Source organism: Corynebacterium sp. 1103A (assembly GCF_055700955.1).
This window is the reverse complement of sequence record NZ_JASTTF010000016.1, coordinates 1-22723: the sequence shown is the minus strand read 5'-3', so window position 1 is coordinate 22723 and position 22723 is coordinate 1. Positions and strand designations below refer to the sequence as shown.

The window sequence follows — 22723 nt, the reverse complement described above, 5'->3', positions numbered from 1 at the left end:
TCTAAAACAGCCGGCTAGTCCTCGCAACCGGAAAGGGCGCCGACGGCATCCACGACCAGGTCCCAGAAGGCCGCGTGGTCGAGCGTCGTGGCGACCTGGGTGTGGCAGTCGTCGCTCGCTGGGGCGCGGAAGTCCGTGACCGTCATGCCGGTGGTCAGCGCACCGCTCAGCTCCACCTGGACCGGGGCCTTGACCGTGCGCACGATGGCCGGGTCGATGAGGTAGGCAATCGTGCACGGGTCGTGGACCGGCGGGTCGTCGAAGCCCTGGTTTTCGCGGTAGGCCTCGCGGAAGAAACCGAACAGGCCGACCACGAAGTCGCCAAGCTCGGTACCCATCGCGCGGAAGCGCTCTTCGACTTCGGCGGTGGCCAGCGCCTGGTGGGTCAGGTCCAGGCCCACCATGGTCACGGGCCAGGCCTCGCCGAAGACGATGTGCGCGGCCTCCGGGTCGACCTTGATATTGAACTCCGCCACCGCGGACCAGTTGCCCTGGTGGTAACCGCCGCCCATGAGGACGACCTCGCGCACACGCTCAACGATGCGCGGTTCCTTCCGCGCCGCCAGCGCAATATTGGTCAGCGGGCCCGTCGGCACGAGGGTGACCGTGCCGGGCTCTGCGGACATAACGGTATCGATGATGAAATCCACCGCGTGGGAGTCTTGCACCTCGACGCTGGGCTCTGCCAGCTCGATGCCGCGCACGTCCATGCCGGTTGAGCCGTGGATGTCTTCGGCGACCTCGACGTCGCGCACCAGCGGGCGGCTACAGCCCGGGTAGACGGGCACCTCGGTGTGGCCGGCCAGCTCTAGGACGACCTGCGCGTTGCGCGTGACCTTGTCGAGCGTCTGGTTGCCACCGACGGTGGTCACCCCCAGCAGATCGATGCCGGGATTGCCCAGGGCCAGTAGCAGGGCGACGGCATCGTCGTGCCCAGGATCGCAGTCCAGAATTATCTTGGTCATCTTCTCTTACCAATCTCCTAATCGTGGTTGGCGGCTGCGACCGTGTCGCCTATGGATTCCGGCTTCGGGATGAGCAGGCTCATGGCCAACGCCGCTGCCAAAATGATACAGCCGGTGACCAGGCCCGCGTGGTAGCCGGAGTCGAAGGAGCCGGCCACGCCGAAGAGGATGGCAAAGCTCAGGCCCGCGCCCAGGTTGAAGGCACCGGCGTTCATACCGGGCAGGTAGCCCTGGTTATCCGCCGGGGACAAAACGATGCCCAGCCCGTTGAGCATGATGTTGGCAATACCCGCGTAGGTGATACCGATAAACAGCGAGACGAGAAGCAGCGACAGCTTGCCGGGGTTGCCCACGATGAAGACGGTGACGATGAGGCCGACGACCGTGCCGACCAGGCCGGTCTGCAGCACGAATTTGTAGCCGACCTGCGCGGCCATCCAGCCGGCGATAGGCCCGAAGACCAGGCCGGCCAGCGCGTACGGGGTCAGCGTGTAGAAGGAGACGACGTCCGCGCTCATGCCGGCGCCAACCTCGGCGTCCTGGCCCAGGTTCGGGATAAGACCGTTCATGACGGCGAAGACGCCGGTCATCGTCAGCAAAGTCGTCGATAGCAGGGCCCAGGTGCGGCGCTGCTTGAGGTAGTCGACGGTGACCAAGGGGTGGCGCACGCGCTTTTCGATGTTCCAGAAGACCACCAGGCAGACCGCGCCGACTAGGAGGAGGATGACGACGAGAAGCCAGTTGGCATCGGCAAGCTTGCCGGCCTCGTTGAAGGCGGTGAGCACGCAGCCCAGCGCCACGGCCAGCGGCGCGATGCCCGCCCAGTCCATGGAGATGGTCGCGTCCGCCACGGATTCCTGCGTCCAGCCGCGCACGCCGATAACGGCCAGGGCGCAGAAAACGGCCATCGTCCAGAAGACCGAGCGGAAGCCGAAGTGGTCCGCCAGGACGCCGCCGGCCAGGGCGTCCACGCCCGCAATACCGCCGTTAACCGAGGTCAAAACGCCCAGCAGCAGGGCGTACTGCTTCTCGTTGGCGACCTGTTGGCGCAGCATGATCAGCGTCAGCGGCACCGTCGGGCCCGCCACGCCCTGGATAACGCGGCCCAGCAGCAGGATGGTCACGTTCGGCGCCAGCGCCGCCACCAGGCAGCCGATGCCGGTAATCGTCATCATGCCAACCAGGACCTTGCGGCGGCCGATGAGATCACCCCACCGCGGCAGGAAGAGCGAGAACAGTGCTGCGGCGGTGAAAAACGCCGTCTGCGTCATGCCGATCTGGGAGGTCGTCGCCCCCAGCTCGGCTTCCATCGTGGCCAACGCGGGCGAGAGCATGGAGGCGTTGAGCTGGAAGGCAAAGACCGCCGCCAGCAACGCGACCATGAGCGGGACCACCTGTTTGAGGGCAAGCGGCCTGGGTTCGGCAGTAGCGTGCATGCCTACTCTTTCTACTGGATGTGACGGGTTTGTTAGCTAAAAGGATATTAGGCATTGCACCGCCAGACCAGATCGCGGAGCCGGCCCGCCGCACGTAGGCCTGTATGCTGGGCATATAGTTTCATATTTATTTATTTGTGAAGGGTTGACCCCATGAACGGTCTCGCAGAATTCATCGGAGCCAGCTGGCAGGACATCGCCTTCCGCGCTTTCCAGCACACCAGCCTGGTGGTCCAGTCGGTGGCGCTGGTGGTCTTCTACGCCGTGCTGCCCATCCTGCGCAACGCCATCGTCGGGCTGCAGGGCGTGGACCCGGCCGTGGTGGAATCCGCTCGCGGGCAGGGCATGTCGCCGGCCGCGGTCTTGTTCCGCGTGCGGCTGCCGCTGGCGTGGCCGGTCATCATGACCGGCATCCGGGTCTCCACGCAGCTGTCGATGGGCGTGGCCGCCATCGCCGCCTACGCGCTGGGCCCTGGCCTGGGTAGCTATATCTACTCCGGGCTGAGCCAGATCGGCGGCGCCAACGCGCTCAACTACGCGCTCGTCGGCACGCTCGGCGTGGTCATCGTCGCCTTGGTCGTCGATGCCTGCCTCGCCGGCCTCCAGAAACTCACGACCTCGAAGGGGATTTCCGCATGACTGATCGTTCTACTGGCGCCGAGATCGTCTTCGACGCCATCACCAAGTCCTACCCCGGCCAGGGCTCCCCGGCCGTCGACAACCTCTCGCTGACCATCCCGCGCGGCGAGCTCGTGGCCTTCGTCGGCCCGTCCGGCTGCGGCAAGACCACCTCGCTGAAGATGATCAACCGGCTGGTCGAGCCGACCAGCGGGCGGATCCTCATCAACGGCGAGGACACCACGGCCAAGGACCCGACCCGCCTGCGCCGGGAAATCGGCTACGTCATCCAGGGCGGCGGCCTCATGCCGCACATGACGGTGGCGGACAACATCGCCATCGTCCCGCACCTGCTCAAGTGGCCGAAGTCGAAGATCTCCCAGCGCGTCGACGAGCTGCTCGACATGGTCGGGCTGGATCCTTCCGTCTACCGGGAGCGCTTCCCCCGGGAGCTCTCCGGCGGCCAGCAGCAGCGCGTGGGCGTGGCCCGCGGCCTGGCGGCCGATCCGCCGGTGGTACTGATGGACGAGCCCTTCGGCGCCGTGGATCCGATCACCCGGACGCGCCTGCAGGACGAGCTGGTCAACATCCAGTCGGATCTGGGCAAGACCATCGTCTGCGTCACCCACGACATTGATGAGGCGGTCAAGCTCGGCCACCGCATCCTGATCCTGCAGCCCGGCGCGCAGATCGCGCAGTACGATACCCCGGAAAACATCCTGGCCGCCCCCGCCAACGAGTTCGTCGAGGACTTCATCGGCTCCGGCTCGACTCTCAAGCAGCTGAGCCTGAAGCGCGTCGAGGAGATGGATTTGTGGGATCCGCCGGTCGCGCGCATCGGCGAGCCGGCCGACGAGGTTGTCGCCCGGGCCCGCGCCGCCGGCGAGGAAACCGTGGTGGTCCTCGATGACAAGGACCGGCCGCGCGAGTGGGTCACGCTGCGCCAGGTCCAGCGCCACCGGGTCCTGCCAGAGCCCACCGTGGAGTTGTCCTCGGTGGTCGGCGCCCGCTCCACGCTGAGCGACGCCATGTCGGCAATGCTCGTGTCCTCCCACGGCGGCGCGATGGTCACCCGGCGCGGAAAATTCATCGGCGTGCTGCTCTACGACACGGTCAATGACTACGTGCGCACCCTGAAGGCGGAGGCGGGTGACAGCGAGAAATGAAAGAAAAACTGACTCACGCTTCGGCGGAAAACCGCCTGCTTATGGTGGGCATCCCGGTGCTCGTGGCGGCCGCGCTCGTCGGGTGGTTTGTCTGGCATCAGACGGCGGACCTCGACGACATCGAAGCGCGCACCCTGGACCTGTCTAACGTCGGCTACCTGGCGCTCGAGCACCTCCAGATCGTGGTGGTGACCGCCGTGCTGGTGGTGGTCACGGCGGTGCCGCTGGGCATCGTGCTCACGCGCCCGGCCACGAAGTTCCTCGCCCCGCTGGTCACGGGCCTGGCCAATATCGGGCAGGCCGCCCCGGTCATCGGCGTCATCGTTTTGCTGGCCATCTGGTTGGGCTTCGGCCCGCCGGTAGCGATTGCGGGCCTGTGGGTTTATGCCTTCCTGCCGGTGCTGGCCAACGTGGTAGCCGGCCTGCGCGGGGTGGATCCCGCTCTGGTGGAGGCCGCCCGGGGGCTGTCGATGTCGCCGGCCCCGGCCCTGCTCAAAGTCGAGCTGCCCATGGCCCTGCCGGTGATTATGACCGGTGTGCGCACCTCCCTGGTGCTTTTGGTCGGCGCCGGGGCCTTCGCCACGTTTATTGACGCCGGCGGGCTGATCACTACCGGCATTAACCTGTACCGCAACTCCATTCTGGTCTCCGGCGCGGTGCTCATCGCGGCCTTGGCTCTGGCCGTCGAGTGGGTGGGCCGGCTGCTGGAAGTGGCCCTGACTCCGAAGGGGATGAACGCATGAAGTTTCGTACGCTAATCGCCGCCGCCTGCCTGGTGCCCACGCTGGCCCTGGGCGGGTGTGGACTGGGCACCGCGGGCGGGTTCGTGCCGACGGCCGAGCTCGACGGCGAGCTTTCGGATATCGATTTGTCGGGCACCAACGTCTCTATCGGTTCGAAGAATTTCACCGAGCAAATCATCCTGGGCAAGATCGGCGCTATCCTGCTGCAGTCGGCCGGCGCGGATGTCCAGGACCTGACCAACGTGCCGGGCTCGACCTCGGCGCGCCAGGCGCTGGTCGCCGGGGACATGGACATGATGTTTGAGTACACCGGCACGGCGTGGATTACCTACCTGGGCAAGACGGACCCCATCCCGGACACCCAGCAACAATACGAAGCCGTCAAGGACGCCGATGCCGCCAACGGGCTGACCTGGCTGCCACCGGCGCCGATGAACAACACCTACGCCCTGGCCGTTAGCGAGGACACGGCGCAGGAATACGGCATCGAGTCGCTGGATGACATCTCCAAGCTGCCGGTCGAGGAACAGACCATCTGCTCGGACGCGGAGTTTATCGCCCGCAACGACGGCCTGATGCCCATGCTGGATGCATACGGCGTGGAACAACCCAGCCGGGAGCGCCTGCTGGAGATGGATTCCGGCGCGGTCTACGGGGCCCTCGACCGCGGCGAGTGCCGGATGGGCTCGGTCTTTGCGACCGACGGGCGCATCGACGCGCTCGACCTCCACGTCTTGAGCGACCCGAAGGGGTTCTTCCCGAAGTACAACATGGCCCCAGTGGTGCGCACCGAGGTCATGGAAGAAACCCCCGAAATCGCCGAGCTGCTGGCTCCCCTCTCCGACATCTTGACCGATGAGCGGATGCAGCAGCTCAACGCGCGCGTGGACGTCGACGGCGAGGATTACGCCACCGTCGCCTACGACTTCCTGCGCGAAGAGGGCCTGATTAGTTAATCAGCTTCAGCAGCACCGGTCCGCGGCGCGCCCCGGCGGCGCTGGGGCAGGTGCCCGCGGCCGCGCAGCCGCCGCAGCCGCCGGACGGGCAGCCGGAGACCGGCTCGGGTACGAGCCCGCCGGTGGCCAGCAGGTGATCGAGGATGGCGTCGACGACGCCGGCATCCAGCCCGCTGCGCGCGGCCACCTCGGCGCGGGAGGTGACCCCGCGGCCGATGAGCTCGCGCACGGTTTCCAGCGGTGAGGTCTGGGCGGCAGTCATTAGAACCACAACCGCAGGATCTGGAAGGCCGCCACGGAGAGCGTCCAGGCTAGGGCCAGCTGCACGCCGAAGCCGAACAGCGTCCAGCGCCAGCCGATCTCGCGGCGCTGGGCCGCCAGCGTGGCCACGCAGGGCGTATAGGCCAGCAGGAAGAGCATGTAGGCCCAGACCGCGGCGCGGGCGTGGCCGCCGGAGGCGGCGTCGAAGTCGGCGCGCACGTGTTCGCTCAGGCTGCTGTGGGCCTGCTCGTCGGGCTCGGCGTCGGTGACGTCGTCGACGGAGTAGGTCTGCGCCCAGGTGGAAATCAGCGCCTCCTTGGCCACGAACCCGGTGACCAGCGGCCCGGTCAGGGACCAGGAATCGAAGCCGGCGGGGGCGAAGATGGGCGCGGCGGCATCGGCAAGCGCGCCGTAGGCGGAGTCTTCGACGGCCAGCTCACCGGCGCTAGCCTCGTCCAGGTGGGCGGCGGAAACCGGCAGGGCCATGAGCATCCAGACCACCACGACGGTAGCTACGATGATGCCGCCGGCCGTGCGCAAGAATCCCTTCAGCCGGGTCCACATGACCGCCAGCGCCAGGCGCGGGGTCGGGACCTGGTAGGTCGGCAGGTCGATGACCAGGGGCTCGTACGGCATCGCGCGCCAGAGGGTGTGCCGCAGCAGCAGGCCGGTGAGCACCACCAGCGCAATCGAGATGACGTACATGGCAAAGACCACGGACCCGGCATGGTCGGGGAAGAACGTGGTGGCCAGCATCACGAAGACGACCAGGCGCGCCGAGCACGAGGTAAACGGGATGAGCAGGCAGGTCAGGATGCGGTGGCGCGGGGTGCCCAGCACGCGGGTGGCCGAAATGGCTGGCACGTTGCAGCCGAAGCCGACGACGATGGGGATAAACGCCTTGCCCGGCAGGCCGATGGCCCGCATGACGCGGTCGGTGACCACCGCCGCCCGGGCCATGTAGCCGGAGTCTTCCAGCACCGCGAGGCAGATAAACATCAGCGCCATCAGCGGCGCGAACGTCAGCACCATGCCGACGCCGCCGACCAGCCCGTCGACGATGAGTCCCGTGACCAGCGGGTGGTCCCAGCCGAGCGCGCCGAGGCTCGCGGTAACCGCGCCGGAGACCGGCCCGGAGACGAGGGCCTCCAGTCCGTCTTGGAGGGGCCCGGCGACGGTGGTGGTGATTTGGAAGATCAGCCACATCGCGACCATAAACAGAAGCGGGCCGGCCACCGGGTGCAGGGCCACCCTGTCAAGGCGCTGCGTGAGAGTGGTGACCTCGTGGTCCTGGGTGACAGCGGCGCGGGCCGCGGCGTCCAAGTCGATGAAGCGCTGGTCCGGGGTGTCGTCCGGGCGCAGCGCCTCCGGGCTACTTGCCAGGGCGGCGTTGACGGCCGCGCGCACGCGGGAGATCCCGTCGCGGCGGCGCGGGTCCACCGCCACCACCGGCAGGCCGGTGGCGGCCGAAAGCGCGTCGGCGTCCACGCGCAGACCCCGCGCTTCGGCCACGTCCAGCTTGGTCAGCGCCACCACGATCCGGTAGGGCTCGCCGGCGAGCTGGAAGGCTATGTTGAGCCCGCGGGCGACGGCGGTGGCATCGACGGCCACGATGACGAGGTCGGGGCGGTGGCAGGGTGGGGCATCGAGGAGCATGTCGCGGGTCAGCGCCTCGTCGGGGCTGAGCGGCTCCAGGGAATACGCGCCCGGGAAGTCGATGACATCGGCCTGAGCGTCCGTGCCCAGCCGCCAGGCGCCGCGGCTGATTTCCACGGTCGTGCCCGGCCAGTTGCCGGTCTGGGCGCGCGCCCCGGTCAGGGCGTTAAACAGGGTGGATTTGCCGGAGTTGGGCGCGCCGACCAGCGCGACGATGGGCGAGCCCTCCGGGGCGAGTGCCCCACCCGGGTTGCCGTGGCAGGTAGCGGTGGTCATGCCAGCACCTCCAGCAGGCGCAGGGTGTGGGCATCGACGGCGTAGCGGCAGGTGCCTACGCTCACGATGCGCGACCCGCCCGCCACGGCCGGTCCAACCTCCACCTGCGCCCCGGCGCGCAGGCCCAGCTCCGCCAGGCGGTTGGCCAGCGGGGCGTTTACCTGGCGCAGGTGCTCCAGGTTCGCGGGGCTTAAAACGAGTGAGGTTCCCCGCCTCCCGCGGGGCGGGCGCTGGGCCCGGGAAGCAATGGCTGGCATGGCCATCGTCCTTTCGGTAGGTGGCGCGCGTCACCAAGCCGCGCGCCAAAGGCTTATAACACCTTTTAAGCTACTCCGCGTTAGCCAAACCTACCCAAATTTTCGGCACCTCTGTGACCAAGTAGACCCTTACCTACCTTCCCGGTCACTCCCCCGCCCCGCGCCGCGGCGTCGCCGCAGCACACGGCGCTGATTTTACAGGCGGATGCCCAGCTGGCGGGCGAAGCCGCGCAGCTGGTCCATGACCGCCGGGGTGCTCAGTGCGCCGACCGCGGCGATGATGCCGACCAGGCCCACCACGGCAGCGACGGTGCCGCCCTGGCTGGCCCCGCTGGACCCGCTGCTCAGGTCACCGAACGATCCCGCGGACGAGCCATCCGAGCCGTACGAGCCGTCCTGGCCGTCGGAGCCGTCCTGGTCAGCCTCGCCGATGACAAACTCGTAGCCCTTGGTGTAGGTGTTGCCGTGGACGTCGGTGGCGGTGACCTGGGCGGTGTGGGTGCCCTCCTCCAGGTCGTCGGGCAGCGGCGCGCGCCAGATGTGGGCGGCGCGGTCGGCGATGCTGCCACCGTGGACGGCCTGGAGCTGCACGGCCAGCGGGTCGGAGTACTCGGCACCAAAGCGCTGCTCCTCGCCCTGCATGGGCTGGGTGCGCTCGGCCTCAACGGCATCCGCGCCGTCGAAGGAGACCTCGACGGTGGAGCCGGTGGCGCCCATGAAGAAGTTGGTGGTCAGGTAGGACTCGCCCAGCTCCTCGGCATCCACCTGCTCGGGGTTGTCGAAGGCCGGCTTATCGCCGCCCTTCTTGGCCTGGGAGCCGTCGTACTCGATGGTCTGGTCGTACCACTCGCGGTAGCGCGGGGTGTTCAGGGAGACGTTCATCTGATCGTTCTGGTCGCCGCCGACCGGGGTGAAGAACTCGCTGACCTCGGAGCCGTTGATGTCCAGGGAGAGCACGCCCGGCTTGGAGCCGTCGCGGCCGTAGGACTTCGGCACGCCGCCCTCCCCCATCTCGCCGGAGTACCAGTCGCCGGAGATGGCGCCGGCCACGATGTTGGTAAACGGCAGCTCGTCCACGCCGAGCGTGTCCTTCCACTCCTGGGTGCTGTCGCCGACGCGCATGTTGGCTACGGCGTGGGTGTGGCCACTCACCGCGATGGTCTCGCGGCCTTCGACCAGCTCGGCGATCTCCTTGACCTGGTCGACCTGGTGGCGGGCGGAGCCGGAGTCGGAGAAGGAAAACAGCGGGATGTGGGAGGCCAGCACGATAACCTTGTCCTCGGGCGTGCGCTCGATGTCGGCGCGGAGCCAGTCCATCTGGTCGTCATCGATGGCGCCGTTGTACTGCTCGCCGTCTACCGGGTATTCGACGGATTCTAGGGAAATGATGTGCGCGTTGCCCACGTCGTAGGAGTGGTAGGCCGGGCCGAATTCCTGGCGGTAGGTGTCGAATTTGTGCTCGGCGTCGGCGTCGAAATCCAGGTCGTGGTTGCCGGGCAGGAAGCGCGCCGGAGAGTTGAGCATGCCGGTCAGCTCGCGGGTGTCCGGGTAGAGGGAGAGATCGTCGCCGACGATATCGCCGATAAATAGCGCGCCGCAGTTGGTGAAGTCGTCGCGCTGGCTGAGGTCGGTAAAAGCGCCGGTGCGGGCGTAGCCGACTTCGTCCTTGTCGTAGGTCTGGATGTCACCGCCGATGAGGCAGCGCTGGTTGTCCAGAGCGGCGTCCGGGTCGGTAACGAGCGGGAAGTTGACGGCCTCCGGGGTGCCGCCGCTGGCTTCGATGCCGCCGTATTTCAGCTCCGGGGAGCCTTCCGGGACGTGGTTATAAAAGAACTGCGCGACGTTGTCGTCGTCGACGGGCACCTGGTAGCCGGCCGGCTGGGTGATGAACACGGTGGTGTTGTCGTCGACGGGAATTTCGTAACGGCCCTCGGCATCGGTGGTCACGACCTCGCGGCCGTTGGAGACGGCCACGCCCTCGATGGGGGCCTCGTCGTCGTCCTGGGTGGAGTTGCGGTTGGTGTCGTCGAAGACGGTGCCGGTGAGGGTGTCGCGGACGGCATCGTCAGCCGCGGGGACGACCTCGACTGCGCCGCGGTAAAGGCCGTCGTCGGCCAGCGCGGTCGGCACGGTGAGGGTGGACAGGGACAGTGTGAGCGCGGAAATGGTGGCAACAGAGCGGTAGCGGCGGTGAGCCATGACGAGTTCCATTCGAGTGTGAGGGAGTAGGTACGCCCGCACACTCTAGGGGCCGCGCATAACCGCGCTTTTAATTTTAGCTTTCAGCTAGGTTAACAATCACCTTTCCAGACGTTGGGCTCGTAGCCCGGCGTCGGGCTGGTCGGGATCAACGCTTGCGATGCCTCCTCGTGGCTACACCCGCACACCCCCATCAGGTCGACGAGCAGGGAGCGCACTTGCGCCAGCATCACCGTGGTGGAGATCCCGCGGGAGATGTCCTGGGCGTGGACCAGCTCCACCCCGGTCTGGGCGGCCAGGCGGCGCAGGCCGGTGGTCAGCTCGGAGATCGTGGTGGAATCGGCAAAGTCCGGATCGCTCAGGATGACGTCGGAGAGCTGGGTGGTCAGCTCGGCGGCATCGCGCAGCAGCTCGATGAGCTCGTCGGTGATGGGCTCGCTGTCCAGCACGGCCACGTGCGCCCGCCTAGAGAGCACGCGCGTGTTGCGCATGGCGTTGTCCACGTTGTTGAGCAGCCCCAGCAGCACGCGCATGTCCTCGCGCTGCTTGACCAGCAGCGGGGAGGCGAAAATGACCTCACGGGAGTTGTTGGCCTCGGTGATCATTTTGTTCACGTTGGCCTGGCTGCCGCGGGCGCGCTCTAGGGCGCGGGCGATGCCGGCGGCGTCGCGGGCCTTTGCGGCCTGCGCGACCTCGTCCAGAATGGAGCCGGTCAGCCCCAGGATGCGCGCGACCTCGCGACGGCCGTTGCGCAGCGGCGAGGCCGGCAACAGTGCCATGACCAGCAGCGCGACCATGCCGCCGACCAGGGAGTCCACCATGCGGTCAGTGCCCCCGGAGGTCTCCGGCGGCAGGATGGTGGCAATCAGCACCGCGGCAAAGGCCGCGTGATTGGCCACCAAAGCGCCGCGGTCGACGAAGGTCGCCAGGGCCATGGCGACGGCCACCCCGACCGCGATTTGCCAGGCGCCGGTGCCCACTAAGTAGATGAGCCCGTCGCCTACGCCCACCCCCAGGGTGACGCCGACGACCAGCTCCATGGATTTACGCACGCGGTCCCCGGCGGCCGAGTAGACGATGACGGCCGACATCGGGGCGAAAAAGGGCAACGCATGCCCAATGACGTAGTGCGAGAAGCCAAAGGCCAGGCCCGCCGCCAGGCCGATCTGGATGATATACATCCAGTTGGAGCGCAACCGCCCCAATCCCTGCCGGACTTTACCGATTGTCAACGCCTTCGCCACATGTTTTGCTCTTGCCACGAGCTAGATTTTAGCGAATACGCGGGGCAGATAGAGCATCGTGAGCACGAGTAGCGACGCCGCCGATACCCCGGCTGCCGAGGCAAACATGAGGTAATTGGAGCCGACCCCGAGTCCGGCTGCCAGCAACAGGCCCGCCATCTGCGGTGCGACTACCGCACCAATCCGGCCCACGCCGGAGGCCCACCCCAGGGCCGTGCCGCGGACCTGGGGTGGATACATCCGCGCCACGCCCGCAATGATGAGGATCTGCGTGCCGTGGGTGCCCACCCCGGCCAGCACGAGGATGGCGAAGACTGCCCCACTGCCCGGGCTCGTGAGCAAAAGCGCCAAGGCTCCCGCGGCCGCCGCGGCCGCGCAGGCCCCGGCGCGCACGGGACCGAAGCGATCGCCGGCCCAAGCCGTTATCACCGACCCGGCGATCGCCCCCAGGTTCAGCGCCAGGGTGAAGTGGAGAGCCGCGCCGAAGTCGTAGCCGGACTCCGTCATCAGCTTGGGCAGCCAGGTGCCCAGGCCAAACCACGCCAGCAGCGTGGCGAAGCTCGCCGCGGTGAACCAGGCGGTCATGCCGCGGTATTTCTTGCCCAACAGGAGGTGGAAGCCGGCCGATTCGGCGCTGGGGGCATCGCTAGCTGCGCGGGCGTGAGTGGGCAGGACCTTCCAGGCGACCGGCAGACCGCATACCAGCGGGATAACGCCCAACAGGTACATGGTGCGCCAGCCCCAGTGGGGATCGCTGGGCACGATGACGCCCGCGAGGACCGCGGCAAGCGTTCCCCCGAGCGGGACGCCGGACATCATCACCGTGGACCAGGCGGCCACGCGGCGGGCCGGGACAAGGTCGGCGACCATCGCGTTGACCGAGGGCACTAACCCGCCCAGCCCCATGCCGGCGATAAGACGCAACAATGCGAAGACCAGCGCGTTCGGGGCGGCCGCGCACAGGACCGTGGCCAGGGAGAACACGCAGACCGATCCCAGCACCGCGGCTTTGCGTCCCACCCGGTCCGACACGCGCCCGATGGCGACCGCGCCGATGGCCATGCCGACGAAGGCCGCCGAACCAATCGTTCCGGCGTGCCCTAAGCTCAGGCTCCACTCCTCGATAAGCGCGTTCTGGGTGGTGCCGTAGACGATGAGGTCGTAGCCGTCGAAGATGACGAAGAACCAGCCCACCAGCACCGCGGCCAGCGCGCTCCCCCGCGGCGAGGAGGCCGGTGCGGCAGAAGCCGGCGAAGCAGGAACAGAAGCAGAAGTGGTCGAAGACATGGAGAACATAGTGGGCGCCGCCCAAGCGGGAGGCAACGAAATCCCGCCCACCGGAACTGGCATACTTAGGATATGCTTTCCTACCCTCCATCCCTGGGGCCGGCGCCCCGCGAGTACGTGCAGTCCGTGGATCTGGCGCTCACGCTCACGCTAATTCTCAGGGACGAAGGCTCGATAAGGATCCAGCCCGTGGCCCGGCGGCTGGGTGTCGCGGAGTCGACGGTGCACCGCTCGCTCGCGATGCTGGTCTACCGCGGTTTCGCCACCCGCTCCGAGGCACGCACCTACCTCCCCGGCCCGGCGCTGACCGCCGGCCTGGCCAAACCCGGCCTCGGCGCGCGGCTGACCGCCGCGGTGCGCGGGCACGTCGACGCCCTGGCCGCAGAATGCGGCGACACCTGCAACCTGCAGGTGCTCACCGGCACCGTCACGCGCGTGGTCTACTCCCCGGCCGGCAGCCACCCGGAGGCGGTCACCTCGCGGCTGGGGCAGATCATGCCCGCCACCCGCAACTCCGGCGGGCTGTGCATCCTCGCCGAGCTCTCCCCGCGCGAGCTGCGCGCCCTCTACCCCAACATGCCGGACGCCGAGTTTCGCGCGCTGCGCCGACAGCTCCACCGCTACCGCTGCCACGGCGCCACCCTCACCCACGCGCTTTTCGAACCCGGTGTCTCTGCCGTCGGGGTGGCACTCAAAAACGACATGGGCGATACCCTGGGCTCTTTAAGCGTGTCCGTGCGCACCCAACGCTTCCGCCGGGTACACCAGGAGACCACCGCCGCCCTGCTATGCACCGTCCGGGCGCTGTCTGCTGCGACCGCCCAGCTGGAGCCGGCCTAAATTCCGGCCTGCGGAAGCCGCCCGTAGCCACTCCCTAGCGGTTGAGCGGGCTGCCCTGCCACCTAAAACCGCGGTCGAGGAGCAGGGTGCCGGTCTCCGACGGGCGCAGGGTCAGCTGGTGCGCGTCATCGTCGAGTAGCAGCTGCCCGTCCACGACTTGGTAGCGCAGATGGTACTCGTCCGTGAATTCTTCGCCGGTGCCGAAATTTTGCTCATCGTCGGCCAACGGAGCCAGCAGGTACAGGTCCAGGCGCGGCTGGCCGGGCTTACTGTCATCAACCCGGTAGAAGCCGGCCTGCAGATCCCCGTTGGCGCGGCGGACGGTAGCCCCCGCGAACTCGCCCGGGTCGCCCTCTAGCCCTTTTAGGGCCGGGGCGCCGCCCACCGACCGTTTGCCGAGGGCGAGCGTGGACAGGCAGGCATCGTCAAGCAATTGGGGCGCGGGCTGGCTACTATCGTGGGCTACCTGCCACACGCCGGCGAGATCCTCGTGGACCGTGGGGAACTGCTTGGGAACGAGGATAGCCGTCGCCGCCAGACCAGCGATAAGCATCCCGGCCGCCGCCACGGGCGGCAGCCGGCGCGTTAACCGATGGGCCCGCGGCCACGGGATAAGCCGCGGATAGTACATCTCCGGAACGGCGCGGTCCAGCGCAAAAGCCACTAGCCGGGGAACCCAGGGAGCTAGAACAATCAGGAAAAGAACCATCTGAGCGAAAGCGAACTGCTTGACCGGCACATCAAAGGTCATGTTCAGCAGCCAGGCCACCCCGAGGGAAACCGCCCCGATAAGCCCACCCAGCCACGCCGTGCGCCGCCACAGCACCAGCGCCGCGGCGAGCAGCTCCACGGCTCCGGCCAGAAACTGCACCCACGGGCTAAAAGCCATAAACGTCCACAAAAGCCCCATCGGGGACTTCTCCCCCAGCGTAATCAGCAACCCTGGGTAATCAACCACCCCCATCTGGAGCAGAATCACCTTGGCCGCAGCATACGGCAAAACCAGCACACAAATAACCACGCGAACGACAGCATGGACCGCCCCCCAATAGTGCGCCACGGAACGCGGCGGAAAAAGAAGTCGAAGTCATAGCCACAATCCCACCACGCACCGCGGACCCGCAGAAGAGAGCGAGCCCGCAACTTCATAGTAGGACCCGCCCTACCCCTTAAGGGGCGCAGTTAACTGACGCAGGTACGGAAGGTGCCTTCTCCCCGGGCGGGGCGCACGCCCCAGCATCCCGACACTGAAACATTTATTACACGTTCCAAAGCGCATCTTCCTGCACAATCGCAGAAGTTACCTAAACTACTTCTCTATTTTGATTGCGATCTACAACACACTATGTAAGGATTCTTACAAGTTAGCCCGATGCACTCCGCTTCTCTCCGCGGAGGAAGGATCAGAAAATGGAAAGTCACGCTGTCCCTCACGCTGGCTCACACACCAAGGTCACGAAACGCCCCCTGAATACGTGGGAGGTCACCGCAATTTCGGTCGGCTTCATGGGTCCGGTCATGGCGATGTCGCTCAATGGCATCGGCGTGGCAGGGCTCGTCGGTAAGGCCGTACCGTTCACCTTCCTAGTGTCCTTCGTCGGCAGCCTCTTTGTCGCTTATGCCTTCGTCCGACTCCTGCGGACTGTCACGCACGCCGGCTCGGTCTACGCACTGGCCGGCGTGACCCTAGGCCCTAAAGCGGGCTTCTTCGGCGGCTTCGCACTCCTCGGGACCTATATCTTCATGACCGCCTGCATCCTGGGCGCCTGCGCTGTTTTCTTCGAGGCGATGTTGGACCAGTTCAACACAGCTGAGCTGGGTCTGGCCTGGCTAATTATCCCCATCGCCATTGCCGTCATCGGCGCCATCTTAAACCTGCGTAACTCCCAGCTGACCGCGCGCACCACCCTGTTTATTGGGTTAGCCGGAATTGTCGTGATGCTCGTGCAGTCGGTCATCATCCTGGTCTCGGTGACCGGGGATAACGCCCCGGTGAGCACCGGCCTGGATTGGGAAGCCCTCAGCCCGGCGGACAACCCCTGGAGCGCGATCATGACCGCGTCCGTCTTTGGGTTTTTGTCCTGGGCAGGTTTCGAGTCCGGTTCCTCGCTGGGCGAGGAGACGAACCAACCCCAGCGCATCATTCCCCGCAGCCTGCTCCTCGCGGTCGTGGTCGGCGGCTTCGTCTACACCTTCGTCATGTTCGCTCAATCCCTGGGCTTCGGCACCGATGAGGAAGGGATAGCTGCTTTCGCCAGCGCCTCCTCTACCCTGACGACGCTGGGCTCCACCTACGTTGGCTCCTGGTTCGCGGTCCTGCTGTCCGTCATCGCCTTCGCCGTAGCTTTCGGTGCTTTCCTGAGCTCCTCGACGGCCACCTCGCGTCTGCTCTTCGCCCTCGCCCGGGACGGCTTCGGCCCCGCGAAATTCGCCGAGCGCCACCCCAGCAGCGGTGTGCCAGTCCCGGCAGTGCTGTTTACCAACGGGTTGTCCATCGTGATGATTGTCGTCTTAGGTATCTGCCACGTCAGCCCGGTGGATGTCTACTACTGGTACGCGACCATCGCCACGCTATGCATGGTGGTGGCCTACGGCATGGCCTCGGCTGGCGCCATCGCGCACATCCTTCGCCGCGGCAACCAGGTGACCTACTGGGAGATTATCTTCCCCGTCCTCGCGCTGGCCTACCTCGGGTTCGTATACGTAGTGCAGGTCAGCGGCCAGGAAGCCCCGTACAACTACTTCCCTTGGATTTCCGGCGCCTGGTGCGTCATTGGCGCACTGGTCATCCAAGCAAGGCCCGAGCTCGCGCGCAAGATCGGCCGAAGATGGTCCCGCGCCGACGATGCTTCCACCCACTAGCCCCACCTCAATCACCAGCTAAAGGAGTAAACCATGAGTGTCGAGATCGAAAACGAAACCGCCCCCTCGATTGCACACGGAATGTTCACCTTCGTCGCTACCTGCGATTTCTCGGCCCGCACCAAGGGGCGGGCCATTCACTCCAAAGACTTCCGCCCCGGCGCGAGCGTCGGGTGGGTGCCAGCCAACCTGGGGATCGGTCCGCTCGGCCACATCGTCGGCGGCATCCCTTATGGCGCATCGGGAGACCTCCGCTTGCTCGCCGACGCCGACTCCAAAACCACCATCTCCGGGGTTCCCGGCCAAGCTGACCTGGAGTACTGCTTCAGCGACGTGGTCAACACCGACGGAACTCCGTGGGAATCGTGCAGCAGAACCTTTCTCAAAAACACCGTGGCGCAGCTAAAGAACAAACACGGAATTACCTTTACCGCCTCCTTCGAGCACGAATTCGTCGAGCTCGCAGCCACGCGCTTCCCGCACCCCTTCTCCTATTCGAATTTCCTTTCCGCGGAGCCGGTAAGCTCCACACTTTTTAAGATTCTCGACCGTGCAGGAATCGAGCCGGAATGCTGGTTGCCCGAGTATGCCCAGCACCAGTACGAGCTCACCCTCAAGCCCACCGACCCGCTACGCGCGGCCGATCGCGCCCTCCTTCTGCGCGATATCACGTGCAACGTCTACGAAGCCTTCGACAAGGAAGTCACTTTCTCTCCGGTCCCCAGTGCCGAGGCGGGAGGCTCCGGGGTCCACGTCCACTACGGGCTCTACGGCGAAAACGGCGAGGCCATCTCCTTCGACGCCTCCCGGCCGGGCCGAGTCTCCGATCTGGCTGGACGCTTCAACGCAGGCATCATCAAATACGCCCCGGCGCTGACCGCCTTGTTCGCCCCGCTCACGGTCAGCTACCTCCGGCTGAAACCCGACAACTGGTCGACGGCCCGCGCGTTCTGTGGCCTACAGAACCGCGAGTCCCTCATCCGGATTTGCCCGACTAACGAAATCAACGGAAAGTCCCCCGAAAAGCAACTCCACTTCGAGTTCCGTGGATCGGACGCGGGCGCCAACCCGTGGATCCTCATGGGCATCATCCTGCGGGCCGGTCTGGCCGGCCTTGATGAGGGACTCGACCCAGTCGACATCGTCGAGGGCGATCTGGATCTCGAAGGCAAGCACGCTGAACTTCCTGAATTGCCGGGTACCCTGGCCGAGGCGTTGGATCTCTTCGAGTCCAACGAGGAAGTCCAATCCTGGTTCGCGCCCGCTTGGTCCGAGACCTACTTGAAGGTCAAGCGCGACGAAATTTCTGAGCTACACGGAAAGTCTTTCGAGGAGCAGTGCGAGGTGTATGCAGATGTCTTCTAAGCAGTCCCCGAGCTACCCCGATTTCCGCGAGGAACTTGCTTCACTCCCTTTGTTCGACCACCACTGTCACGGCGTGGTCCCGAAGGATCTGTCCCGCGCCGATTTCGAGGCCATGATCTCGGAATCCTCGCGTCCGGCTCCGGAGGGGCTAACCTGTTTCGACTCGCAGCTAGGGTTTCAGGTACTGGCGAAATGCGCCCCAATTCTCGGTGCGGAGCCTTGGTGCAGCCCCGAAGAGTATCTGGGGCAGCGCCGGCAGCTGGGCGCGGCTGAGGCCAATTCCCGTCTGCTACAAGCCTCGCAGCTCACGGATCTGGGCGTGGATACCGGGTTCTCGCCGGACGTTATCACCCCGGCAGACGAGCTCGGGCGCATCAGCGGCGCCACACCGCACGAGGTGGTCCGCTTGGAATACCTCGCCGAGCGGGTCGCCCAGGAGTTCCTGTCTCCCGGTGCGCCCCCGGAAACGGACGGTGCCTTAGCGCGGAAATTCCTGGACGCACTCGCCGTGCGCCTAAGCGATGCTTTGCGCGGCGCGATCGGCGTTAAGTCCATCGCCGCCTATCGCATCGGCCTAGACTTCGAAGCCGCGCGCCCCGCTACCGGAGAGGTCCTCGAGTCCGCGCAGTACTTCCTCAGGGGCACGGCGCCACTGCGCCTGGCGGATCCGGTACTCATCCGCCACCTGCTGTGGTTGGCTATCGATGCCGGCCAGGTCATCCAATTGCACATCGGATACGGCGACGACGATGTCGACCTGCACCGGTGCAACCCTCTCCTACTCACGGAGCTTTTCCGGTTGAGCCGTGATACCGGTGCCCGTTTCACGCTCCTCCACTGCTACCCCTACCACCGCGAGGCCGGCTACCTGGCGCACGTCTTCGAGCACGTCTATTTCGACGTAGGCCTAGCCATCAATTACACGGGTAGCCGCTCCGATGCCGTCATCGCCGAGTCCCTCGAGCTGGCTCCCTTTGGCAAGATTTTGTTCAGTACCGACGCCTTCGGCCTAGCCGAGCTCTACTACCTAGGCGCGGAGCTCTACCGCGATGGCTTAGCCCAGGCGCTGGCGGAATTCCACGACTTCCACGGGTGGCCGAAAGAGCAGTGCCTGCGAGTAGCTCGCATGATTTCTTACGACAACGCCGCCCGTTTGTACGGAACCAATTAGGCCACGATAGTGACAAGCGCACGACGAGAAAGGTGAACATCAGTGGGCGAAACCACCCCGACGTACGACAAGCTGGCGCAGCGCTGGATTGCGGCGCTCGACCAAGAGCTGCCCGCGGCAGTGGAGCTACGCAAGGAGCTCCACGCGAACCCGCGGGTCAGCGGCGAGGAACAAGACACGACCGACGCCGTCGCCAGCGCCATGGAACTTGACTTCAAGTCACTCGCCACAACCGGCGGGATTTCCCGCATCGGACCACAGACAGGCCCGTCCATCGCCCTGCGCGGTGAATTGGATGCCCTGCCGGTGGAAGAAGCAACCGGGGTGGAGTGGGCGTCGTCCAACACCGCGATGCACGCCTGCGGGCACGACGTGCACCTAGCTGCCCTCGTCGCGGTAGTGCGCGCCGCCAAGAGGCTCGAGCTACCTTATGGCCTGGTGCCGTTCCTCCAACCCCGCGAGGAGACGTACCCGTCAGGGGCCCTGGACATCAAGGATTCGGGGGCGTTTGCCACCTATGGCGTGGCACATGCCATCGGCGCGCACGTGCATCCCGATGTTCCGCTCGGGGCGGTCGCCTCCGGGGAGGGCTTCATCAACGCCGCGGCCGGCGAGTTCATCATCACCGTCGACGGCCAAGGCGGGCACGGCGCATACCCGCACAAGGCCAACGATGTCGCCGTCTGCGTGGCGCACGTCGTCTCCGGCCTGTCCGAAATTGTCCGGCGCACCTCCAATCCAATGGCGCCGGCCTTGATCAGCGTCGGCTCCGTCCAGGTTGGTTCGAGCGCTGCCAACGTCCTGGCCGGCAAGGGCACAATCAAAACCACGGTGCGCACCTCCAGCAGCGCGGCCGCGCAGGAGATTGCCACCGCGGTCCAGAGCTTCGTCGAGCACACCGCCCAGGCCTACGGGTGCACTGGAGACCTCGAGTATCTCCCCGGCGAGCCGGCCCTCATCAACGATGAGCACCTGGCCGCAAACTTCGCCGCCGTGCAAGGCAAGCTGGGCTTGGAGACTGGCGAGCCGATGCGCTCCCTTGGGGCGGACGATTTCTCTTTTTACGGCGAGCTCGTCCCCAGCCTGATGTGCTTCGTCGGCGTGGGAAACGGCGCGACTCCTTCACTCCACGACGCGCAGTTCCTGCCGCCAGACAGCGCCGTCGGCTACACGGCCAAAGCTCTCATCGCCGGTTACCTCGCCGCCGCCCGCGCTTTGGACGTAAAATAACCGACTATGCCCAACGCCACCAGCATTGCGGAGCGAATCCGGTCCGGCCTGGATGAGTTCTCCAGCTCTGAGAAACTCGTCGCCCGGTACATCCTCAGAGGCTTTCCATATAGCGGCCTCGACACTGTGGAGCGGATTGCGGCAGCCTCCGGAGTCAGCTCGGCGACGGTAGTCCGCTTTGTCCAATCGCTGGGCATCCCGAAATTTAAGCTCTTCCAGGACCAGCTCAAGCAGGAGCTGATAGACCGCCAGCAATCGGCGCTCGATCAGGCTGCCGAACGCTCCCCAGTTCCCGCCCAAGGCATGAATCATGGCGTATTCAGTGACCAAGAACGTGCCTTCGTCGAAGGAATCCACTCCACGTTCGAAAACCTCCGCGCCGCGGACATTACCAGCGCCGTGGATATTCTCAGCAACCAGAACAAGTACATCATCGGCGACGGCGGAACCTATTCCCACATTCTGGCCGAGCACATGCTAGCCCAGCTCAACCTTTTCCGAACCAACCTGCACAGCTGCCCGGCCGACGGATGGAAGCTCGAAGACACCCTCACCAGTATCTCCACGGACACGGTGTGGGTGACGTTTGATTTCCGGCGCTACTCCGCAACCTCGGCCGAGCGCGCGAGAACAGCGAAAGCTCGAGGAGCCATACTCATCCTCATCACGGACAAGTGGATGTCGCCCATCGCCTCTTATGCCGACATCGTGCTTACCGCACGGGTGGAAGCTAACGGCCCCTCGGACACCCTCGTCTCCGCTCTCGCCCTCGTCGAAGGCATCTGCGAAGCTGTTGCCGACCAACTCGGCAGCGAAGGGATGCGACGCCTAGCCGACATCGATCCCATCCGTCGCAGCCAGTTGTCCTAATCCACACGCGACAACCACGCAGGAGCCGGCTATAGTTTTTTCCATAAACAGTTGTACTTAGCAACTACAACACTCATAATAATAGTTGCCACGGGAGCCCTTCACCCGCGGAGCTTATGTTTCTCGTATGCCCTACGAAGGGCGTGCCTACTTGGAAAAGGAATCCCTGAATGCTTGCTCCCCGCCGCGTCACGCGGCCTGTCCTGGCTTTTCTACTCGCGTCATCTTTGGCGGCCACTAACGTCAGCGCTCACACCGCTCACGCCGCTCCTACTGCCGAGCTCCCCGAATCCGCTCTGGTCCATGACGCTCTTTCCGATCCCGTTGCTGACCAGTCCCCCGACACTTCTGAGCAGGTCCGCGAAGCCGCGGATGAAATGCGCTACAACTCGCTTGGCTTACACTCCCGTGGGGCCGACAAAAGCACTGGAGTTGCCCTACTCATCCTTCTACCACGACCCAGTGGACCTGGATGGTTCTTCCCCAGGACAATTGTTCCGGAATTCCTCGGTGCGAAACCCCCTAAACACGCTGGACATTACTAACATCGGTCCTTACAAGGCAGAACGTATCCTCTACTCTTCCACCAACCGCAAGGGAGAGCCCATTCCAGTTAGCGGGATCGTCATCGAGCCTAAGAAGGATTGGATGGGGGACGGGCCACGTCCCGTGGTCGCCTACGCCCCCGGCACCCAGGGCATAGCCGATCACTGCTCGCCATCGCGCAAAATCACCGAAGGCGTGGGCGACTACGAACAGCTCTTCTTTGAAAGCCTCCTCAAGGAGGGATACGCAGTGGTCTTAACCGACTATGAAGGACTTGGCACTCCAGGCCTGCATACCTACATGGACCGCCTCAGCTAAGCCCACGCCGTGCTCGATAGCGTACGTGCTGCGCAGCAACTAGACGGCTGGGATTTGGGTCCGGAGAATCCCGTTTTCCTCAACGGCTATTCACAGGGTGACGGCGCAACCGCCAGCGCCGCGGAGCAATATGACTCTTACGCCCCCGAGCTCAACGTCAAGCTCGCAACCGTCGGTGCCGCCCCAACCGATCTGACTCTTTTGCCACCAGCCCTCGACGGAACTACGTACTTCCTCTTCGAGCTCTTCGCTCTACTTGGTTTGTCCCAAAGCTACGGCATCGATTTCAATAACCGGCTCAGTACTCGCGGACAGGAGGTCCTCCGCAACGCTACGGACGCGTGCACGTTGGGCCTCGGGCTGGTCAAGTCCCGTGGAGTGGTGTAGCCGTTTAGCTTTCGGCTCGGTATGAAGTTCAGGGTTGGGTTAGGCGGTTAGCTGGCAGTGGTCATTGTGG

The 22723-nt window shown here is 65.5% G+C and carries 21 protein-coding genes; 12 read left to right on the top strand and 9 right to left on the bottom strand.

What is annotated here, in order from left to right; all coding sequences use genetic code 11:
* Window positions 1-14 precede the first annotated feature (14 nt).
* Window positions 15-965 carry a uridine-preferring nucleoside hydrolase UriH gene (uriH, locus tag QQS52_RS10375; protein WP_472773790.1) on the bottom strand — a complete coding sequence of 317 codons (951 nt, stop codon included), beginning with the start codon at window positions 963-965 and terminating at the stop codon, window positions 15-17.
* Between the two features lie 17 nt (window positions 966-982).
* Window positions 983-2401 carry a uridine transporter UriT gene (uriT, locus tag QQS52_RS10370; protein WP_472773789.1) on the bottom strand — a complete coding sequence of 473 codons (1419 nt, stop codon included), beginning with the start codon at window positions 2399-2401 and terminating at the stop codon, window positions 983-985.
* Between the two features lie 153 nt (window positions 2402-2554).
* Here uriT and QQS52_RS10365 point away from each other — a divergent pair, with 153 nt between their 5' ends.
* The 4 genes from QQS52_RS10365 to QQS52_RS10350 are packed head-to-tail and all read left to right on the top strand — an operon-like array spanning window position 2555 to window position 5884.
* A complete protein-coding gene (locus QQS52_RS10365; RefSeq protein ID WP_472773788.1) occupies window positions 2555-3040 on the top strand; it encodes an ABC transporter permease in 486 nt (161 codons plus the stop codon).
* Window positions 3037-4185 (top strand): ABC transporter ATP-binding protein, encoded by a 1149-nt coding sequence (locus tag QQS52_RS10360; RefSeq protein WP_472773787.1) that lies wholly within the window; start codon window positions 3037-3039, stop codon window positions 4183-4185. The genes QQS52_RS10365 and QQS52_RS10360 overlap by 4 nt, the downstream gene beginning before the upstream one ends.
* The gene (locus QQS52_RS10355) at window positions 4182-4928 is read left to right on the top strand and encodes an ABC transporter permease (protein WP_472773786.1); all 747 of its coding nucleotides are present in this window, start codon (window positions 4182-4184) and stop codon (window positions 4926-4928) included. The genes QQS52_RS10360 and QQS52_RS10355 overlap by 4 nt, the downstream gene beginning before the upstream one ends.
* On the top strand, window positions 4925-5884 hold the full coding sequence (locus tag QQS52_RS10350; protein ID WP_472773785.1) for a glycine betaine ABC transporter substrate-binding protein: 960 nt from the start codon (window positions 4925-4927) through the stop codon (window positions 5882-5884). The genes QQS52_RS10355 and QQS52_RS10350 overlap by 4 nt, the downstream gene beginning before the upstream one ends.
* On the opposite strand, the gene QQS52_RS10345 is transcribed toward QQS52_RS10350, so the two are convergent.
* The 6 genes from QQS52_RS10345 to QQS52_RS10320 form a co-directional block, all read right to left on the bottom strand.
* A complete protein-coding gene (locus tag QQS52_RS10345) occupies window positions 5877-6146 on the bottom strand; it encodes a hypothetical protein (RefSeq protein ID WP_472773784.1) in 270 nt (89 codons plus the stop codon). The two genes, QQS52_RS10350 and QQS52_RS10345, sit on opposite strands and share 8 nt — an antisense overlap.
* Window positions 6146-8077, bottom strand: a complete 1932-nt coding sequence (feoB, locus tag QQS52_RS10340; RefSeq protein ID WP_472773783.1) for a ferrous iron transport protein B — start codon at window positions 8075-8077, stop codon at window positions 6146-6148. Before feoB ends, QQS52_RS10345 begins: the two co-directional genes overlap by 1 nt.
* Window positions 8074-8334 (bottom strand): FeoA domain-containing protein, encoded by a 261-nt coding sequence (locus QQS52_RS10335; RefSeq protein WP_472773782.1) that lies wholly within the window; start codon window positions 8332-8334, stop codon window positions 8074-8076. Before QQS52_RS10335 ends, feoB begins: the two co-directional genes overlap by 4 nt.
* 195 nt (window positions 8335-8529) lie before the next feature.
* Window positions 8530-10533 (bottom strand): calcineurin-like phosphoesterase C-terminal domain-containing protein, encoded by a 2004-nt coding sequence (locus QQS52_RS10330; RefSeq protein ID WP_472773781.1) that lies wholly within the window; start codon window positions 10531-10533, stop codon window positions 8530-8532.
* Between the two features lie 92 nt (window positions 10534-10625).
* Entirely contained in the window at window positions 10626-11714 is a 1089-nt protein-coding gene (locus QQS52_RS10325; RefSeq protein WP_472773780.1) for an FUSC family protein, read from the bottom strand.
* Window positions 11715-11798: 84 nt separating this feature from the next.
* Window positions 11799-13073: an MFS transporter gene (locus QQS52_RS10320; protein ID WP_472773779.1), complete on the bottom strand. Its 1275-nt coding sequence runs from the start codon at window positions 13071-13073 to the stop codon at window positions 11799-11801.
* A 63-nt stretch (window positions 13074-13136) separates the two neighbouring features.
* Here QQS52_RS10320 and QQS52_RS10315 point away from each other — a divergent pair, with 63 nt between their 5' ends.
* Window positions 13137-13904 (top strand): IclR family transcriptional regulator, encoded by a 768-nt coding sequence (locus QQS52_RS10315; RefSeq protein ID WP_472773778.1) that lies wholly within the window; start codon window positions 13137-13139, stop codon window positions 13902-13904.
* A gap of 34 nt (window positions 13905-13938) precedes the next feature.
* Here the strand turns inward: QQS52_RS10315 and QQS52_RS10310 are convergent, their stop codons facing one another.
* Entirely contained in the window at window positions 13939-14883 is a 945-nt protein-coding gene (locus QQS52_RS10310; RefSeq protein WP_472773777.1) for a hypothetical protein, read from the bottom strand.
* A gap of 431 nt (window positions 14884-15314) precedes the next feature.
* Here QQS52_RS10310 and QQS52_RS10305 point away from each other — a divergent pair, with 431 nt between their 5' ends.
* The 7 genes from QQS52_RS10305 to QQS52_RS10275 all read left to right on the top strand — a co-directional run bounded on the left by QQS52_RS10305 (window position 15315) and on the right by QQS52_RS10275 (window position 22653).
* Window positions 15315-16766 (top strand): APC family permease, encoded by a 1452-nt coding sequence (locus QQS52_RS10305; RefSeq protein ID WP_472773776.1) that lies wholly within the window; start codon window positions 15315-15317, stop codon window positions 16764-16766.
* 33 nt (window positions 16767-16799) lie between these two features.
* The gene (locus tag QQS52_RS10300; protein WP_472773775.1) at window positions 16800-18131 is read left to right on the top strand and encodes a type I glutamate--ammonia ligase; all 1332 of its coding nucleotides are present in this window, start codon (window positions 16800-16802) and stop codon (window positions 18129-18131) included.
* The gene (locus QQS52_RS10295; protein WP_472773774.1) at window positions 18121-19302 is read left to right on the top strand and encodes an amidohydrolase family protein; all 1182 of its coding nucleotides are present in this window, start codon (window positions 18121-18123) and stop codon (window positions 19300-19302) included. The genes QQS52_RS10300 and QQS52_RS10295 overlap by 11 nt, the downstream gene beginning before the upstream one ends.
* 42 nt (window positions 19303-19344) lie before the next feature.
* Window positions 19345-20532, top strand: a complete 1188-nt coding sequence (locus tag QQS52_RS10290; protein WP_472773773.1) for a M20 metallopeptidase family protein — start codon at window positions 19345-19347, stop codon at window positions 20530-20532.
* A 6-nt stretch (window positions 20533-20538) separates the two neighbouring features.
* Window positions 20539-21402: a MurR/RpiR family transcriptional regulator gene (locus QQS52_RS10285; protein ID WP_472773772.1), complete on the top strand. Its 864-nt coding sequence runs from the start codon at window positions 20539-20541 to the stop codon at window positions 21400-21402.
* A 408-nt stretch (window positions 21403-21810) separates the two neighbouring features.
* The gene (locus QQS52_RS10280) at window positions 21811-22266 is read left to right on the top strand and encodes a hypothetical protein (RefSeq protein ID WP_472773771.1); all 456 of its coding nucleotides are present in this window, start codon (window positions 21811-21813) and stop codon (window positions 22264-22266) included.
* A 9-nt stretch (window positions 22267-22275) separates the two neighbouring features.
* Window positions 22276-22653 carry a lipase family protein gene (locus tag QQS52_RS10275; RefSeq protein WP_472773770.1) on the top strand — a complete coding sequence of 126 codons (378 nt, stop codon included), beginning with the start codon at window positions 22276-22278 and terminating at the stop codon, window positions 22651-22653.
* Window positions 22654-22723: the final 70 nt, after the last annotated feature.

What these genes read in the sequence shown, in the direction of transcription:
- QQS52_RS10325 (WP_472773780.1), bottom strand. Translation starts at nt 11,714, where the DNA reads ATGTATATCATCCAGATCGGCCTGGCGGCGGGCCTGGCCTTTGGCTTC.
- QQS52_RS10315 (WP_472773778.1), top strand. Translation starts at nt 13,137, where the DNA reads ATGCTTTCCTACCCTCCATCCCTGGGGCCGGCGCCCCGCGAGTACGTG.
- QQS52_RS10355 (WP_472773786.1), top strand. Translation starts at nt 4,182, where the DNA reads ATGAAAGAAAAACTGACTCACGCTTCGGCGGAAAACCGCCTGCTTATG.
- QQS52_RS10330 (WP_472773781.1), bottom strand. Translation starts at nt 10,533, where the DNA reads ATGGCTCACCGCCGCTACCGCTCTGTTGCCACCATTTCCGCGCTCACA.
- QQS52_RS10300 (WP_472773775.1), top strand. Translation starts at nt 16,800, where the DNA reads ATGAGTGTCGAGATCGAAAACGAAACCGCCCCCTCGATTGCACACGGA.
- QQS52_RS10365 (WP_472773788.1), top strand. Translation starts at nt 2,555, where the DNA reads ATGAACGGTCTCGCAGAATTCATCGGAGCCAGCTGGCAGGACATCGCC.
- QQS52_RS10350 (WP_472773785.1), top strand. Translation starts at nt 4,925, where the DNA reads ATGAAGTTTCGTACGCTAATCGCCGCCGCCTGCCTGGTGCCCACGCTG.
- QQS52_RS10345 (WP_472773784.1), bottom strand. Translation starts at nt 6,146, where the DNA reads ATGACTGCCGCCCAGACCTCACCGCTGGAAACCGTGCGCGAGCTCATC.
- uriT (WP_472773789.1), bottom strand. Translation starts at nt 2,401, where the DNA reads ATGCACGCTACTGCCGAACCCAGGCCGCTTGCCCTCAAACAGGTGGTC.
- feoB (WP_472773783.1), bottom strand. Translation starts at nt 8,077, where the DNA reads ATGACCACCGCTACCTGCCACGGCAACCCGGGTGGGGCACTCGCCCCG.
- QQS52_RS10320 (WP_472773779.1), bottom strand. Translation starts at nt 13,073, where the DNA reads ATGTTCTCCATGTCTTCGACCACTTCTGCTTCTGTTCCTGCTTCGCCG.
- QQS52_RS10335 (WP_472773782.1), bottom strand. Translation starts at nt 8,334, where the DNA reads ATGCCAGCCATTGCTTCCCGGGCCCAGCGCCCGCCCCGCGGGAGGCGG.
- QQS52_RS10305 (WP_472773776.1), top strand. Translation starts at nt 15,315, where the DNA reads ATGGAAAGTCACGCTGTCCCTCACGCTGGCTCACACACCAAGGTCACG.
- QQS52_RS10295 (WP_472773774.1), top strand. Translation starts at nt 18,121, where the DNA reads ATGTCTTCTAAGCAGTCCCCGAGCTACCCCGATTTCCGCGAGGAACTT.
- QQS52_RS10360 (WP_472773787.1), top strand. Translation starts at nt 3,037, where the DNA reads ATGACTGATCGTTCTACTGGCGCCGAGATCGTCTTCGACGCCATCACC.
- QQS52_RS10285 (WP_472773772.1), top strand. Translation starts at nt 20,539, where the DNA reads ATGCCCAACGCCACCAGCATTGCGGAGCGAATCCGGTCCGGCCTGGAT.
- uriH (WP_472773790.1), bottom strand. Translation starts at nt 965, where the DNA reads ATGACCAAGATAATTCTGGACTGCGATCCTGGGCACGACGATGCCGTC.